The 14,499-nt window shown below is 69.3% G+C and carries 16 protein-coding genes and 1 pseudogene; 1 reads left to right on the top strand and 16 read right to left on the bottom strand.

The features are described from left to right. Window positions 1–1,103: 1,103 nt before the first annotated feature. From ABZ345_RS10785 to ABZ345_RS10850, 14 genes and pseudogenes are all read right to left on the bottom strand, one after another. Window positions 1,104–2,624, bottom strand: a complete 1,521-nt coding sequence (locus tag ABZ345_RS10785) for a YifB family Mg chelatase-like AAA ATPase (RefSeq protein WP_359845756.1) — start codon at window positions 2,622–2,624, stop codon at window positions 1,104–1,106. A 1-nt stretch (window position 2,625) separates the two neighbouring features. Further along, entirely contained in the window at window positions 2,626–2,997 is a 372-nt protein-coding gene (locus ABZ345_RS10790; RefSeq protein ID WP_359845374.1) for a YraN family protein, read from the bottom strand. Window positions 2,998–3,151: 154 nt separating this feature from the next. Continuing rightward, window positions 3,152–3,475 (bottom strand): DUF2469 domain-containing protein, encoded by a 324-nt coding sequence (locus ABZ345_RS10795; protein ID WP_030468024.1) that lies wholly within the window; start codon window positions 3,473–3,475, stop codon window positions 3,152–3,154. Then, window positions 3,475–4,266, bottom strand: a complete 792-nt coding sequence (locus tag ABZ345_RS10800; protein ID WP_359845377.1) for a ribonuclease HII — start codon at window positions 4,264–4,266, stop codon at window positions 3,475–3,477. Before ABZ345_RS10800 ends, ABZ345_RS10795 begins: the two co-directional genes overlap by 1 nt. Then, on the bottom strand, window positions 4,263–5,126 hold the full coding sequence (gene lepB, locus ABZ345_RS10805; RefSeq protein WP_359845380.1) for a signal peptidase I: 864 nt from the start codon (window positions 5,124–5,126) through the stop codon (window positions 4,263–4,265). The genes ABZ345_RS10800 and lepB (ABZ345_RS10805) overlap by 4 nt, the downstream gene beginning before the upstream one ends. Before the next feature lie 16 nt (window positions 5,127–5,142). Next, window positions 5,143–5,799 (bottom strand): annotated as a pseudogene (lepB, locus tag ABZ345_RS10810) (signal peptidase I); the annotation flags it as partial. A gap of 75 nt (window positions 5,800–5,874) precedes the next feature. Continuing rightward, window positions 5,875–6,234, bottom strand: coding sequence for a 50S ribosomal protein L19 (gene rplS, locus ABZ345_RS10815; RefSeq protein WP_359845383.1), 360 nt, complete (start codon window positions 6,232–6,234; stop codon window positions 5,875–5,877). Window positions 6,235–6,385: 151 nt separating this feature from the next. After that, entirely contained in the window at window positions 6,386–7,132 is a 747-nt protein-coding gene (gene trmD, locus ABZ345_RS10820; RefSeq protein ID WP_359845386.1) for a tRNA (guanosine(37)-N1)-methyltransferase TrmD, read from the bottom strand. Next, window positions 7,122–7,637: a ribosome maturation factor RimM gene (gene rimM / locus ABZ345_RS10825; RefSeq protein ID WP_359845389.1), complete on the bottom strand. Its 516-nt coding sequence runs from the start codon at window positions 7,635–7,637 to the stop codon at window positions 7,122–7,124. The genes trmD and rimM overlap by 11 nt, the downstream gene beginning before the upstream one ends. Before the next feature lie 20 nt (window positions 7,638–7,657). After that, window positions 7,658–7,897 (bottom strand): RNA-binding protein, encoded by a 240-nt coding sequence (locus ABZ345_RS10830; protein ID WP_030468017.1) that lies wholly within the window; start codon window positions 7,895–7,897, stop codon window positions 7,658–7,660. Next, on the bottom strand, window positions 7,894–8,337 hold the full coding sequence (gene rpsP, locus ABZ345_RS10835; protein WP_359845393.1) for a 30S ribosomal protein S16: 444 nt from the start codon (window positions 8,335–8,337) through the stop codon (window positions 7,894–7,896). Before rpsP ends, ABZ345_RS10830 begins: the two co-directional genes overlap by 4 nt. Before the next feature lie 125 nt (window positions 8,338–8,462). Beyond that, window positions 8,463–9,194: a 5-oxoprolinase subunit PxpA gene (locus ABZ345_RS10840; RefSeq protein WP_359845396.1), complete on the bottom strand. Its 732-nt coding sequence runs from the start codon at window positions 9,192–9,194 to the stop codon at window positions 8,463–8,465. Further along, window positions 9,194–9,970 (bottom strand): type II CAAX endopeptidase family protein, encoded by a 777-nt coding sequence (locus ABZ345_RS10845; protein ID WP_359845399.1) that lies wholly within the window; start codon window positions 9,968–9,970, stop codon window positions 9,194–9,196. Before ABZ345_RS10845 ends, ABZ345_RS10840 begins: the two co-directional genes overlap by 1 nt. 424 nt (window positions 9,971–10,394) lie before the next feature. After that, window positions 10,395–11,270: an RNA polymerase sigma-70 factor gene (locus ABZ345_RS10850; RefSeq protein WP_359845402.1), complete on the bottom strand. Its 876-nt coding sequence runs from the start codon at window positions 11,268–11,270 to the stop codon at window positions 10,395–10,397. A gap of 113 nt (window positions 11,271–11,383) precedes the next feature. Here ABZ345_RS10850 and ABZ345_RS10855 point away from each other — a divergent pair, with 113 nt between their 5' ends. After that, window positions 11,384–11,863 carry a carboxymuconolactone decarboxylase family protein gene (locus ABZ345_RS10855; RefSeq protein ID WP_359845404.1) on the top strand — a complete coding sequence of 160 codons (480 nt, stop codon included), beginning with the start codon at window positions 11,384–11,386 and terminating at the stop codon, window positions 11,861–11,863. Here the strand turns inward: ABZ345_RS10855 and ABZ345_RS10860 are convergent. Next, window positions 11,860–12,915 (bottom strand): amidohydrolase family protein, encoded by a 1,056-nt coding sequence (locus tag ABZ345_RS10860; protein ID WP_359845407.1) that lies wholly within the window; start codon window positions 12,913–12,915, stop codon window positions 11,860–11,862. The two genes, ABZ345_RS10855 and ABZ345_RS10860, sit on opposite strands and share 4 nt — an antisense overlap. A 2-nt stretch (window positions 12,916–12,917) precedes the next feature. Continuing rightward, window positions 12,918–14,480, bottom strand: coding sequence for a signal recognition particle protein (gene ffh / locus ABZ345_RS10865; protein ID WP_359845410.1), 1,563 nt, complete (start codon window positions 14,478–14,480; stop codon window positions 12,918–12,920). Window positions 14,481–14,499 lie beyond the last annotated feature (19 nt).

Genomic DNA, 14,499 nt, shown 5'->3' on the forward strand with positions numbered 1-14,499 from the left:
TACCGGATGGGGCGGGCATCAGTGGGTTGGTGGCCGGGCAACGTGGTGGCCGGGCGGGTCCGACGCCAGCAGGTTGACGCCAGCGGGGTGGGAATCAGCGAGGTGGGAATCGGAGCCAGGCAGGTCGGGTGCCGGACGGGGTGGGCGCTGGTCGGGTCGGGTGCCGCACGAGGTGGGTGCCGGGCGCGGAGTGGGAGTGGGGCTCCGCGCCCGGCGGTCTGGGCCGGACATCTGTGTGGGCAGTGGCCGGGTGTTCGTCGAGGTTGGGCACGGGTCGGGTTTGCGAGTCGTTTCGGTTGGCCCGTGCAGCGAGGTTGGCGGCGGTGAGGTGGGTAAGCGGGACGCCCACTGGGGGGCGGTGGGCGGCCCGCTCAACCGGGGCCGGTCGCGGAGCAGGGGCTCGATTGCTGCGCGACCGGCTGCTTGAGGGGTGGGTGGTTGGCGTCTGGGGCGGGCGTTGGGTAGTGGACTGGTGTTGGTGGGGCCAGGCGTGGAGGAGGGGGTGGCTCCACGCCTGGCTGCTTTGGGCGGTCGGGATCGGCCGTAGCAGTGGAGATGTGGTGGCTGGGCAAGCGGTGAGAAGAGTGGGCTGGAGGGACGGGGGCCGGCGCCTGGACGGTGGGCTGGGCGTCGGGCCGGTCTGGTTGTGCGGGCGGTGATTAGGCGATCCGGGCAGCGGCTCGGGCCAGGGCGAGCGCGGAGAGCGGGCGGGCCAGCGGGCAGGCGCGCGGGGACGGGGCGGGGCGGGCTGGTTACTGGACGGCACCTTGGGAATCGGGCCGGTTCGGTTGTGCGAGCGGGTGGTTAGGCGGTCCAGGCAGCGGCTCGGACCAGGGCAAGCGCGGAGACCGGGCGGGCGGGCATGCGGGCGGCGGCGACACGGGTGGGACGGGGTGGGGTGGTGCCTGGACGGCGGCTTAGGTGTCGGGCCGGGTCCGGTTGGGTGGGCAGGTGATTAGGCGGTCCGGGCGGTGGCAGGCGCGGAGACCGGGCGGGCAGGTGGGCGGGCGGAGCGGGTGCGGGGCGACCGGGCAGCGCGGGCAAGCGGGCGTGCGGCGGGGCTGGGGGGCAAGCGGGTGGGTGGGTGGGTGGGGGCGGGCGGGCTAGGGGTGGCGGCGTTCTCGGAATTGGAGGGCGGCGGCTACGTGGTCGGCTGTGGGGCGGTCGGACTCGGCCAGGTCGGCGAGGGTCCAGGCGACTCGGAGGCAGCGGTCGGCGCCTCGGCCTGTTAGGGCGCCGGTGGAGAGGGCGCGGTCTAGGAGGGAGGTGGAGGTGCGGGGGAGGGCGAACTCGCGGCGTAGGGCCGGGCCTGGCACTTGGGCGTTGGTGGGCCAGGTGTGGCCGTGGGCGGACCAGCGGGTGGCGGCTCGGGATCTGGCTTTGAGGACTCGTTCGCGGACTACCGCGGTGGATTCGGGTTCGGTGGCGTCGGCGTTGGTCATGGCTGTGGTGGCTCGCATTCGGACTCGGAGGTCCACGCGGTCCAGGAGCGGGCCGGAGAGGCGGGCCTGGTAGCGGCGGCGGACTGTGGGCGGGCAGACGCAGTCGACTTCCTTGGGCGGGGCGCACGGGCAGGGGTTCGTGGCGAGGATGAGCTGGAAGCGGGCCGGGTAGCGGGCCATGCCGTCGCGGCGCGGGATGCGGACCTCGCCGGACTCCAGGGCCGTGCGGAGGGCGTCGATGGTCTTCGGGCCGAACTCGCAGGCCTCGTCCAGGAACAGGACGCCTTTGTGGGCCTGGGAGGCGGCGCCTGGTTTGGCCATGCCGCTGCCACCGCCGATGAGGGCGGCTATCGACGTCGTGTGGTGGACGTCCACGAACGGCGGGATGGCCACCAGCGGGTAGTCGGACGAGAGCGTGCCCGCTACCGAGTGGACCGCGGTCACCGCCAGGGCGTCTTCACGGGTCAGGGGTGGGAGGAGGCCCGGCAGGCGTTCGGCGAGCATCGTCTTGCCCGTGCCGGGCGGGCCCGTCAGGAGCAGGTGGTGGGCGCCCGCGGCCGCTACCTCCAGGGCCCAGCGGGCTTCTGGCTGGCCCAGCACGTCGGCCAGGTCCGGAACGTCCGGGCGGGGTGGCGGCGCGGTTTCCGGGGGTGGGTGCAGGGTCACGGCCTCGGAGCGGAGCCAGGCCAGGACTTCGGACAGCGTCAGCACGCCCTGGACGGTCAGGCCGTCCACCAAAGCGGCCTCGGGCAGAGTGTCCACCGGGACGATCGCGGTGCGCAGGCCCGCGCGGCGAGCGGCCAGCAGGGCCGGCAGGACGCCTCGGACCGGACGCACCCGGCCGTCCAGCGCCAGCTCGCCCACCAGCACCGTGCCGGACAGGCGGTCCGGCGGGACGGAGCCTGCCGCGGCGAGCGTGGCGCAGGCTATGGCCAGGTCGTAGCTGGAACCGCCCTTGGGGAGATTGGCCGGGGAGAGGCCCAGCACGATGCGCTGCTTGGGCCACTCCTCGTCGCTGTTGCGGACGGCGGCTTTGACGCGCTCCTTCGACTCGTGCAAGGAGGCGTCGGGAAGGCCGAGGAGGTGGGTGCGGGGCTGGCCCACTCCCACGTCGGCCTCGATCTCCACCGCCAGGCCGTCCACGCCGTGCAGGGCGACCGACCACGCCTGCGCCAGGCCCATGTCAGGCACCCCGCAGATGTTGCAGGCGCGGTTCGCCGCCCGGAGGCCAGTGGACCGAGATCAGGTCTACGCGGACCCGGCACCAGCCCACACCGTGCGCGGCGAGCCAGCGCAGGGCTGTTCGGCGCAGCCGGGAGAGCTTGGCCTGGTCGACGGCCTCGTCCGGGCGGCCCCAGACCGGGCCGGACCGAGTCTTGACCTCGCAGACGACCAGACGGTCGCCCTCCACCGCCACGACGTCCAGCTCACCGTCGCGGCACGTCCAGTTGCGGGACAGGACGACGAGGCCCTGCCCCTCCAGGTACGTGCACGCCAGGTCCTCGCCCTGACGGCCCAGCTCCTGCTGCCTGGTCTCGACCAGTGCCTGTGCCACCACTGTCCTCGCCTCCCTGCGGGTCGTTGGGTACGACCTTGCTGGGTGGGGCGGGGTGGGTGGCCGGGTTGAGGGGAATCTGTGGACAACTCAGCGGCTGTGGACAAGTCGGCCGTTGTCGATCTTGAAACGGCGGAATTGTCGGTGGGGTGTGCTACGTCGGGAACGGCCCGCTTTCCGGCAGGCGAAGGTCCGGCTTGTCCAGCTCCTCCACGTTCACGTCCTTGAACGTGATGACACGAACGTTCTTGACGAACCGGGCCGGGCGGTACATGTCCCACACCCATGCGTCCGACATGCGCACCTCGAAGTACACCTCGCCATCGGCGTTGCGCACCTGCACGTCCACCGAGTTGGCCAGGTAAAAACGCCGTTCGGTCTCCACGACGAACGAGAACTGGCTGACGATGTCGCGGTACTCCTTGTACAGCGACAGCTCCATCTCGGTCTCGTACTTCTCGAGATCCTCTGCACTCATTACGCCTCCGCGCGGGTCATCTGCTCCGCGCCCTCACTCGTCGCGAGCTCCCCGGCGTCAGCCGGGGTTGCATCATTCTGGACCACAGCGGTCGCGGTCGTACCGCGCGCCACCCTGTGCGGCGCGGCGAGACCGTGCTTCGTGGCCGCTGCTGCCACATTTACATACGACCAGCGATGCTCCGCACACGGGCCGTGTTCCATCAACGCCGCCGTGTGGTCCGGCGTGCAATAGCCCTTGTGCTCGTTGAAGCCGTACTGGGGATAACGCTGGTGCAGATCGGCCATGATCCGATCCCGCGTGACCTTGGCCAGCACAGATGCCGCCGCCACGCACGCCGCCGCCTGGTCGCCCTTGATCACCGCGACGTTCGGCGCGGGCATCCCCGGCACCCTGAAACCGTCCGTCAGCACGTACCCAGGATGCGTCGCCATCCGCGCAACGGCGCGCCGCATGCCCTCGAGGTTCATGACGTGGATGCCCAGCCAGTCGATCTCGGCGGGCGACACGACGACCACGGAGTGATCCACGGCACGCTTCAGGACCAGGTCGTACATCCGGTCGCGAGCCGAAGCCGTCATCAGCTTGGAGTCGTTCAGGCCCTCGAACCGCGCCGCGTCACCAGGCCGGAGCACGCACGCGGCGATCACCAAAGGCCCGGCGCACGGTCCCCGCCCTGCCTCGTCCACGCCGGCGACGGGCCCGAGCCCGCGACGCTCCAGCGTGCCCTGCAACGCCCAGTTCCCCGACGAGCCCCGCACGACCGCGCGGGGCGGCAACAGCATCGTCATCGGCGGAATCGGTCTCGCACTCGACGTCCCAGCAGCAGAAGCGGCCACGCAGCGACGATACCCACGCCCAGCGGAACGTTCTGCTGCCAGCCCGGCACACCCATCGAAACGGCCTGCGGGTTGTGGTCCGTCACCCCGCCCCACCTCGACGGAGGCAGCACGATCACGCGTGCCTTGCCGATCACGTCGTCCACCGGCACGAGGCCGTTCAGGCCGCCCTGGCCCTGACAGCGCGAGTCGCACGAGTGGTTGCGGTTGTCCCCGAGCACGAACAGCATGCCGTTCGGGATCTTGAGCTCCTCGAACGACTCCTGCACGGCCTCCGAACCCTCGTCGAAGTGCTTGTACGGCTCGTCCAGCGCCTTGCCGTCCACCGTCACGCGGTTCTGCTCGTCGCAGCACTTCACGGTCTGCCCGCCGACGGCGATCACGCGCTTGACGAAGTCCTCCTCGTTCGCCGACGGCAGCCCGACCAGCGACCCGAGCCACGACAGCCCCTGCGAGATCGGGTTGCCCGGCTCGTCGGTGATGAAGTCGTTCTGCCACGACGGCGGCCCGCGGAACACGATCACGTCCCCCGGCGACGGCTCGGTGAAGCGATAGGTGACCTTGTCCACCAGCACGCGGTCGCCGTAGCAGTCGGTGCAGCCGTGCAGGGTCGCCTCCATCGACTCCGACGGAATCATGTAGACGCGGCCGAGGAAGATCTGGATGCCGATCGCGAGGCCGAACGCGACCAGGATGAGGACCGGCAGTTCCTTCCAGAAGTTGCCCTTTTTCTTCTTCTTCGAAGGTTCATCCGAAGCGTCCGAAGTCGGCTCGTCGCTGGACGGGGTCTGCTCTGGATCGACGTCAACCACGAGATCAGCCTAGGGGCTGCGGGTTGTGATCCGACACAACACTCCACCGATCTTTCGGGAAAACGATGTAGCGCGCCTTCCCGATGACGTTCTCGATCGGGATCGTGCCCGCTACGCCCCCGCCGCCCTGTTTGCGGGAATCGGTGGAGTTCATCCGGTTGTCGCCCATCACGAACAACCGTCCCTCTGGGACGCGCACCGCGGCGAACGGCTCGTGGTCGGCGGGCGTTGTGCCGGGCTGCCAGTAGATGTACGGCTCATCGAGCGGTTTGCCGTCCACGACGAGACGGTGTTGCTCATCGCAGCACATCACCGTCTGACCGGGCAGCGCGATGACGCGCTTGACGAAGTCGCGCTCGTTCGCGGGCGCGATGCCCAGCAACGACCCGACGTTCTGCACAGCGCGCGCAACGGGGTTGGCCGACGGCGTGGCGCGGAAGTCGTGCGCAGTCCACGCCTCGGGGCCGCGGAAGACGACCACCTCGCCCGCCTCGACGTCGCTGAAGCGGTAGGTGACCTTGTCGACCAGCACCCGGTCGTTCTCGCACCCGGTGCAGCCGTGCAGCGTGTGTTCCATCGACGCCGAGGGGATCACGTAGACCCGCGCCACGAACGCCTGGATCAGCACCGTCAGCACGACGGCCGTCACGACGACGTAGAGAACTTCTCTCCAGACAGGAGTACGCCCCCGCTCCGGTTCATCCGGTGCGGAGGCGTCATCCGAGACTTCTGGGCTCGAAGCCACCGATCAGGAGACCGGCTTGGCCTCGCGCTTCTCCTTGATCTTCGCAGCCTTGCCGCGCAGGTCGCGCAGGTAGTACAGCTTGGCGCGACGCACGTCACCGCGGGTGACGACCTCGACCTCGGCGATGTTCGGCGAGTGCACCGGGAAGGTGCGCTCGACACCGACGCCGAAGGAGACCTTGCGGACGGTGAAGGTCTCGCGGATGCCGCCGCCCTGGCGACGGATCACGACGCCCTGGAACACCTGGACGCGCTCGCGCGAGCCCTCGATGACGCGGACGTGAACCTTCAGCGTGTCACCGGCGCGGAACGCCGGGATGTCGGTGCGCAGCGACTGGGCGTCGAGTGCGTCCAGGATGTTCATCGGTGGTCCTCACGTGTCTGTGAACTCCCCAGAGCATGTTCCATGACTGTGCACGACATGATGGGGGTCGGCTTGGTGCGCATGCCGATGTGACACCGGCTGCGGCAACTGGTCCAGTGTGCCAGACCAGGCACTTCGGAATGAAATCGGGCTACTCGGCGTCTTCCCGCAGGCGCGCGAGCAGTGCCCGGTCGCGCTTGTCGAACGCTTCCGCCGGCAACGATTCCAGCAGGTCAGGACGCCTTTCGAAGGTCCTGACGAGCGATTGGTCACGCCGCCAGCGGTTGATCAGCTTGTGGTTTCCCGAGCGCAGCACGTCCGGCACGGCGAGCTCGCGCCACACCTCCGGCCGCGTGTAGCTCGGGCCTTCGAGAAGGCCGTCCTGGAACGAGTCCTCCGCGTGCGACTTCGGGTTGCCGAGCACACCGGGAAGCAGCCGCGCGACCGCTTCCACGATCGCGAGCACGGCCACCTCGCCGCCAACCAGCACGTAGTCGCCGATGGACACCTCATCGACGCGCACGCGCCGTGCAGCGTCATCGACAACACGCTGGTCGATGCCCTCGTACCGCCCGCACGCGAACACCAGGTGCGATTCGGACGCGTACTCGTGCGCGAGCGCCTGCGTGAACGGGCGACCGGCCGGCGTCGGCACGATGAGGCGCGTGGAGTCCGTGCACACGTCGTCGAGCGCCTGGCCCCAGATGTCCGGCTTCATGACCATGCCGGGACCACCGCCGTACGGGCTGTCGTCGACGGCCTTGTGCACGTCCTGCGTCCAGTCCCGCAGGTCGTGGACACCGACGCTGATCAGGCCCTTGTCGATCGCCTTCCCGAGCAACGCGGCACGCAGCGGCGCCAGGTACTCCGGAAAGATCGTGACGACGTCAATCTGCATCGAGCAGGCCCTCTGGCGGATCCACCACGACACGGCCGCCGCGAACGTCCACAGTGGGCACGATCTCGCGCACGAACGGGATGAGAGCCTCCCCGCGATCACGGATGATCACGAGCAGCTCGCCACCGGGTCCGTGCAGGATCTCCTTGACCGTGCCGAGCTTCGTGCCGTCGACGAGTTCGGCCGTGAGCCCCTCGAGCTCGTGGTCGTAGAACTCGTCGGGGTCGTCGTTCTGCGGCAGGTCGTCGGTGCTGCCCAGCAACAACGTGCCGCGCAACGACTCCGCGACATCACGTGTGACGACCTCGGTGAAACGCACGAGCAGCCGCCCGGCATGAGGCCGGGCGGCTGACACGGTGAGGCTTCGAGACGTGCCGTCACGCAGCTTGGCCTGGAGGATCGCCCCCAGCGCGAAACGCAACTCGGGAGAATCCGTGCGCACGTCAACGGCGAGTTCGCCGGTGATCCCGTGCGCCTTGGCCACACGGCCGACAACGACGTCCATTTGCCCTTTTGAAACTTCGCTCAGCGGTCGGTGTCGACGACGTCGACCCGCACACCACGACCGCCGATACCGGCCATCACGGTGCGCAGAGCCGTCGCGGTGCGACCACCACGACCGATCACCTTGCCGAGGTCGTCCGGGTGGACGTGGACCTCGAGGGTGCGGCCGCGGCGGGTCGTGACGAGGTTCACCCGGACGTCGTCCGGGTGGTCGACGATGCCGCGAACGAGGTGTTCGAGGGCGTCAGCCAACAAACTCACGCCTCGTCCTTGGTCGCCTCGGCGTCAGCCTTGGGGGCGTCGTCGGCCTTGCGGGCCTTCTTCGCCTTCGGCGTGGTGGCCTCGGTCATCGGCTCCTCGTTCGCGGCGGCCAGAGCGGCGGCGAACAGGTCGGCCTTGGAGGTCTTCGGCTCCTTGACGCGCAGCGTGCCCTCGGCGCCCGGGAGGCCCTTGAACTTCTGCCAGTCACCGGTGATCTCGAGGATCCGCTGCACCGACTCGGTCGGCTGCGCGCCGACACCCAGCCAGTACTGCGCGCGCTCGGAGTCGACCGCGATGAACGACGGCTCTTCCTTGGGGTGGTACTTGCCGATCGTCTCGATCGCCTTGCCGTCGCGACGGGTGCGCGCGTCGGCGACCACGATGCGGTAGTACGGCTGACGGATCTTGCCGAGACGCTGAAGCTTGATCTTGACGGCCACGGGCCTGGTACTCCTTGAACTCTGTGTTGGTGGTTCGCACAGCCGCGGCTCGGGCAGAGGGGCCGACCACGGCGGAACAACCAGCGATTGTGCCAGATGGGGACCGGCGGATCCGAATCGGGTCTCTACGCGAACGCAGTGACGGTCCTGATGGCCTCTTTCACGGCTCGCGCGTGCTCGACCGCGCCCGGTGTGTCGCCGTGCACGCACAGCGACTCGGCACTGGTTTTGATGATCGTGCCGTCGACCGCGACGATCTCGCCCTGAAGCAGCCTGGTGGCCCGTTCGATGATCTGCGCGGTGTCCGTGAGCAGGGCGTTCGACTCGCTGCGCGGGACCAGCGTGCCCTGCGGGGTGTAGCCGCGGTCGGCGAACGCCTCCTGGACCGGCCGCAGTCCCGCTTCCGCGGCTTTGACGAGCAACTGGGAGCCGGGCAGGCCGAGGACGGGCAGGTCCTTGAACGCCTTGACGCCGTTGACCACGGCTTCCGCCTGCTTCTCGTGGTGCACCGTGGCGTTGTAAAGCGCTCCGTGCGGCTTCACGTAGACGACCTCGGTGCCTGCTGCTCGTGCGCACGCGTCGAGCGCGCCGATCTGGTACAGGACCTCGTCGGCCAGCTCGATGGGGTCGGCGTCGATGAACCGGCGGCCGAACCCCGCGAGGTCGCGGTAGCTCACCTGGGCGCCGATCTTCACGCCGTTCTTCGCCGCCTCCTCGCACACCCTGCGCATGGTCGACGGATCTCCGGCGTGGAAGCCGCACGCGACGTTCGCGCTGGTGATGATGCCCAGCAACGCGGTGTCGTCGCCGAGCTTCCAGATGCCGAAGCCCTCGCCGAGGTCGCTGTTCAGGTCCATCACATGACCCCGACGGACACGAGCAGGAGCGTGAGGCCGGGGAGGAAGTTGTTCATCACGTGCACCACGATGCTCGCCCCGAGCCGGCGGGTGACCAGCCGGGCGATGCCGATCGGGATCGCGATCACGAGCAGCAGCCACGTGCGGTGCGGCTCGAGGTGGCTGACCGCGAAGATCACCGTCGTGAGCACGAACGCGGCCCACCTGCTCCAGCCCTGGCGTTCGACGGCGCCCCACAGCAGGCCGCGGAAGATGATCTCCTCGCAGATCGGCCCGATGAAGCTCATGTAGACGAACATCGTGATCGCGGCCGACAACGGCAGGTTCGCCTCGGTGAACAGGTCGCCGACCGCGCTCGTGGCGTTCTCGGCGCCGACGATGTTCGTCCAGAGCTTGGCCGCGACCAGCGTGAGGACCAGCCCACCAAGACCGATCTTGAGCCCGGTGACCAGGTCTTCCTTGGTCATGCTCAGGCGCAGGTCGACGACGGGGCCGTTGCCGCGGACGTACGTGATCGCGATGGCGAGCCCGGCCGCGAGCAGGATCGGCACGAGCGACCCGATCAGCACCAGCGAGGTCGAGTTCTCGAGGTTCGCGCCGACGCTCGTCCCGACGGCCGTGATGAACACGGCGCTCAGGATGAAGACCGCCTCCACCAGTATGAAAGCGCCGAATCCCCAGCGCTGGCCGACCCGCGCGGGCTCCGGGTTGCGGCTGATGTCCCGCACGCTCTCGAGGAAGCCGCGCTTCGGCTTCAGGGACTCCGGCTCACTCACGTCCTGCAATCTAGTCACGCCGCGGCTACCAGCGGACGAACAGCCTGGTGTGGCACCCTCATGATCGGCTCACCTCGCGATCGACGGCTTCTGAAGCACCGATGCACTGTCGGTGCCTCGCGATACGCTTGGAGTGGGGACCGCGATCCCCCTTGGGGGACGTCTGCCGCCCCCGAATCCGAGGTTACTGTGCGGCACTGACGGAAACCGGGCCATGCATCTGGCCAAAACATGGCCAGATCGGGTCCCCGCCGGATGTCCCTCTCCTGGTGAACGGATCGGCAGACAGGGGCTGCGACTAAACCCTCCGTCCGGTGCCGGCCTGATCGTGCGGTGTGGCGGTGCGGACTGGGGCTGCACGTCCGTGACCAGCGGCGGTGGCCGGAATCGAAACAGCGCCCCGGTCACGTGCGTCGCAAGGCTTTCAGCGGCGCAGAGCCGTCTCCTGCTCCATGTGCGAGAGCTTCGCCGGGTTGCGCACCGCGTACAGGCCCGTGACCACGCCGTCGTCGATGCGGAGGGCGATCACGGTGTCGAGCTCGCCGTCGAACTTGAAGATCAGCGCCGGGTGGCCGTTCACCTGAGCGGGCTCCATCGCCCACCCGGTGGTCCTCATCAGGCCGCCGAGGAGCATGCGGGCGACCTTGTCCGACCCGAGCACCGGACGCGGAACAGCCTGCTTCACGCCACCGCCGTCGCCGAGGAACACGACGTCGGGGGCCAGCAGGTCGAGGAGTCCCTGCAGGTCACCGGTTTCGACCGCGCGCTGGAACGCGGACAGGGCCTCGCGCGTGGCGGCGGCGGACGCACGGCCACGCGGGCGGCGGGCGGCCACGTGGGAACGGGCGCGGTGGGCGATCTGGCGGACCGCGGCGGCGTTCTTGTCGACGGCGAGCGCGATCTCGTCGTAGTCCAGGTCGAACACCTCGCGCAGGACGAACACGGCGCGTTCGGTCGGGGTCAGGGTTTCGAGGACCAGCATCATCGCCATCGAGACGCTGTCGGCCAGTTCGACGTCCTCGGCGACGTCCGGGGTGGTCAGCAGCGGTTCGGGGAGCCACGAACCGACGTAGGACTCCTTGCGGCGGCCCAGGGTCCGCAGCCTCGACAACGCCTGGCGGGTCACGATGCGGACCAGGTACGCGCGCTGGTTCTCGACGGTGCCGAGGTCCACGCCCGCCCACTTGAGCCAGGTCTCCTGCAGCACGTCCTCGGCGTCGGCGGCGGAGCCGAGCATCTCGTAGGCGATCGTGAAGAGCAGGTTGCGGTGGCTGACGAACGTGTCGGTGGCGGCGTCCATGGTCACAAGACACCACCCGGCCGCCGTTTGTGACAGTGGCGCGGGTCACAGTCACAAAGCTCGGGGCGCCGGCATCTCGTGGTCGTTCAGGTACAACCACGAGGGAGCACACCATGAAACCCCGCTTCGACCTCTTCAGCACCGAGACCGGCACCAAGATCGGGAAGCGGTTCGCCGGCCTCGGCATGGCCCTGCACCAGTCGCCGCTGCCGACGATCACGGCCGAGCTCGTCAACCTGCGGGCCAGCCAGATCAACGGCTGCGGCTTCTGCATGGACATGCACGTCAAGGAGGCGGTCGCCGCCGGCGAGGACCCGCTGCGGCTGCACCTGGTGGCCGGGTGGCGCGAGACGACCGTGTTCACCGAGGCCGAGCAGGCGGCGCTGGCGTTCACCGAGGAGGCCACGGTGCTCACGCGCGAGGGCGTGAGTGACGAGACCTGGGCGAACCTGCGCAAGCACTACGACGACGAGGAGACCGCCGCGCTGGTGTGCCTGGTCGGGCTCATCAACGCGGCCAACAGGATGGCCGTGATCACGCACCAGAAGGGAGGGTCGTACCAGGCCGGAGCCATGGCCAACTTCCAGGCCTAGTGCACCCTGCCCCTGAGCATGATCATGCGCGGCGACCGCAGGACGTCGAGGTCGAGGCGAGGATCCCCGTCGTAGACCACGATGTCCGCGGCCGCGCCTTCGGTCAGCGACGGGAAGCCGAGCCACTCACGGGCGTTCCACGACGCGGCGCCGATGGCGTCCGTCGCGCTCATGCCCACGCGGTGCAGCGCGGTGATCTCGTCGACGATGCGGCCGTGCTGGATGCCGCCGCCCGCGTCGGTGCCCGCGTAGACCGGCACGCCCGCCTCGATCGCCGACGACACGGTGGCCGAGACACGGGCGTGCAGGTCACGCATGTGGTTCGCGTACGCCGGATACTTGCCGGCCTTGTCCGCGATGCCGGGGAACGTCTCGATGTTGATCAACGTGGGCACCAGTGCGGTGCCCCGCGCGGCCATCAACGAGATCGTGTCGTCGGTGAGACCGGTGCCGTGCTCGATGCAGTCGATGCCCGCGTTGATCAGGCCGGGCAACGCGTCCTCGCCGAACACGTGGGCCGTGACCTTCGCACCGGCGTCGTGGGCGACCTTGATCGCCTGGGCCAGCTCCTCGTCCGTCCACAGTGGAGCGAGATCGCCCACGCCGCGGTCGATCCAGTCGCCGACGAGCTTCACCCAGCCGTCGCCGTACGCGGCCTGCTCGGCCACGGCGGACGCGAGGTCCGACTCGACCTCCACGCCGATGTACGGGATGTAGCGCTTCGGGCGGGCGATGTGACGGCCCGCCCGGATGATCCGCGGCAGGTCCAGGCGCTCCTGCAACGGCGTGGTGTCGATCGGCGAGCCGCAGTCCCTGATCAGCAACGTGCCCGCGTCGCGGTCCGTCACGGCCTGCTCGGCGGCCTCGGACAACTCCACTCCACCGTGCGACCCCAGGCCGACGTGGCAGTGCGCGTCGACCAGGCCCGGGACCAGGAACCCGCCGTCGACGACGGTCTGTGCGTTCGGCACCGGCCGAGTGCGCACACGGCCGTTGACGACCCACAGGTCTCGCGGCTCGCCGTCCGGGAGGACGACGCCGCGCAAGTGCATGGTCACTTCTTCTTGTCGTCCCCGTCGAACTTGAACTTCGACGGGTCGAAGCCGGGCGGAAGCTCGTTCATGCCGCCGCCGAGGTTGGGCAGGCCGCCACCGGGCGGCATTCCGGGGATCCCACCGGGCAGACCACCGGGCATGCCGCCGGGGAACATCCCGGGGAAGCCGCCCTTGATCTTCGGGGGCGTCGGGCCGCGTCCGCCCTTGCCCTTCTTCCCCTTCTTGCCCTTGCGGGTCTTGCTGCCGCCACCGCCGAAGCCCATCCGGCCGGCCATCGACGCCATCATCTTGCGGGCCTCGAAGAAGCGGTTGACCAGGTCGTTGACGTCGCTGACCTTGACGCCGGAGCCGTTGGCGATGCGCAGGCGGCGGGACCCGTTGATGATCTTCGGGTCGTCCCGCTCCGCCGGGGTCATGCCGCGGATGATCGCCTGGATGCGGTCGAGGTGCTTCTCGTCCAGCATCCCCAGCTGGTCCTTCATCTGGCCGGCACCGGGGAGCATGCCGAGCAGGTTCGCGATCGGGCCCATCTTGCGGATCGCGAGCATCTGCTCCAGGAAGTCCTCGAGCGTCAGCTGGCCGGACTGCAGCTTGACCGCGGCCTTCTCGGCCTGTTCCTGGTCGAAGTGCTGCTCGGCCTGCTCGATCAGCGTGAGGACGTCACCCATGCCGAGGATGCGCGAGGCCATCCGGTCGGGGTGGAAGACGTCGAAGTCCTCGAGCTTCTCGCCGTTGGACGCGAAGAGGATCGGCTGGCCGGTGACCTCGCGGACCGACAGCGCGGCACCACCGCGGGCGTCACCGTCGAGCTTGGTCAGCACCACACCGGTGAAGCCGACACCCTCGGCGAACGCCGTGGCCGTGTTGACCGCGTCCTGACCGACCATCGCGTCGACCACGAACAGGACCTCGTCCGGGACGACCGCGGCCCGGATGTCGATGGCCTGCTTCATCATCTCTTCGTCGACACCGAGCCGGCCGGCCGTGTCGACGAGGACGATGTCGTGCTGCTTCGCCTTGGCTTCCTCGACACCGCGCCGCGACACCGCGACCGGGTCGCCCACGCCGTTGCCGGGCTCGGGAGCGAAGACGGGCACGCCCGCGCGCTCACCGACGACCTGCAGCTGCGTGACGGCGTTCGGGCGCTGCAGGTCGGCGGCGACGAGCAGCGGCGTGTGGCCCTGCCCCTTCAGCCACTTGGCGAGCTTGCCCGCGAGCGTCGTCTTACCGGCACCCTGCAGACCCGCCAGCATGATCACCGTCGGCGGGTTCTTGGCCAGGTTGAGCCTGCGCGTCTCGCCACCGAGGACGTTGACGAGCTCCTCGTTGACGATCTTCACGACCTGCTGCGCCGGGTTCAGCGCCTGGTGGACCTCGGCGCCCTTGGCGCGCTCCTTCACCTTGGCGATGAAGTTGCGCACAACGGGCAGCGCGACGTCGGCCTCGAGCAGGGCGACCCTGATCTCGCGGGCGGTCGCGTCGATGTCGGCGTCGCTGAGCCGGCCCTTGCCGCGAAGGCCCTGGAGAACCGTGGTCAGCCGGTCGGAAAGCGTGGAGAACACGCCGTCCAGACTAGCTAAC

Source organism: Lentzea sp. NPDC005914 (assembly GCF_040629405.1).
Taxonomy (GTDB): domain Bacteria; phylum Actinomycetota; class Actinomycetes; order Mycobacteriales; family Pseudonocardiaceae; genus Lentzea.

What these genes read in the sequence shown, in the direction of transcription:
- ABZ345_RS10785 (WP_359845756.1), bottom strand. Translation starts at nt 2,624, where the DNA reads ATGGGCCTGGCGCAGGCGTGGTCGGTCGCCCTGCACGGCGTGGACGGC.
- ABZ345_RS10795 (WP_030468024.1), bottom strand. Translation starts at nt 3,475, where the DNA reads ATGAGTGCAGAGGATCTCGAGAAGTACGAGACCGAGATGGAGCTGTCG.
- ABZ345_RS10800 (WP_359845377.1), bottom strand. Translation starts at nt 4,266, where the DNA reads ATGACGATGCTGTTGCCGCCCCGCGCGGTCGTGCGGGGCTCGTCGGGG.
- rplS (WP_359845383.1), bottom strand. Translation starts at nt 6,234, where the DNA reads ATGAACATCCTGGACGCACTCGACGCCCAGTCGCTGCGCACCGACATC.
- trmD (WP_359845386.1), bottom strand. Translation starts at nt 7,132, where the DNA reads ATGCAGATTGACGTCGTCACGATCTTTCCGGAGTACCTGGCGCCGCTG.
- rimM (WP_359845389.1), bottom strand. Translation starts at nt 7,637, where the DNA reads ATGGACGTCGTTGTCGGCCGTGTGGCCAAGGCGCACGGGATCACCGGC.
- ABZ345_RS10840 (WP_359845396.1), bottom strand. Translation starts at nt 9,194, where the DNA reads ATGGACCTGAACAGCGACCTCGGCGAGGGCTTCGGCATCTGGAAGCTC.
- ABZ345_RS10850 (WP_359845402.1), bottom strand. Translation starts at nt 11,270, where the DNA reads ATGGACGCCGCCACCGACACGTTCGTCAGCCACCGCAACCTGCTCTTC.
- ABZ345_RS10855 (WP_359845404.1), top strand. Translation starts at nt 11,384, where the DNA reads ATGAAACCCCGCTTCGACCTCTTCAGCACCGAGACCGGCACCAAGATC.
- ABZ345_RS10860 (WP_359845407.1), bottom strand. Translation starts at nt 12,915, where the DNA reads ATGCACTTGCGCGGCGTCGTCCTCCCGGACGGCGAGCCGCGAGACCTG.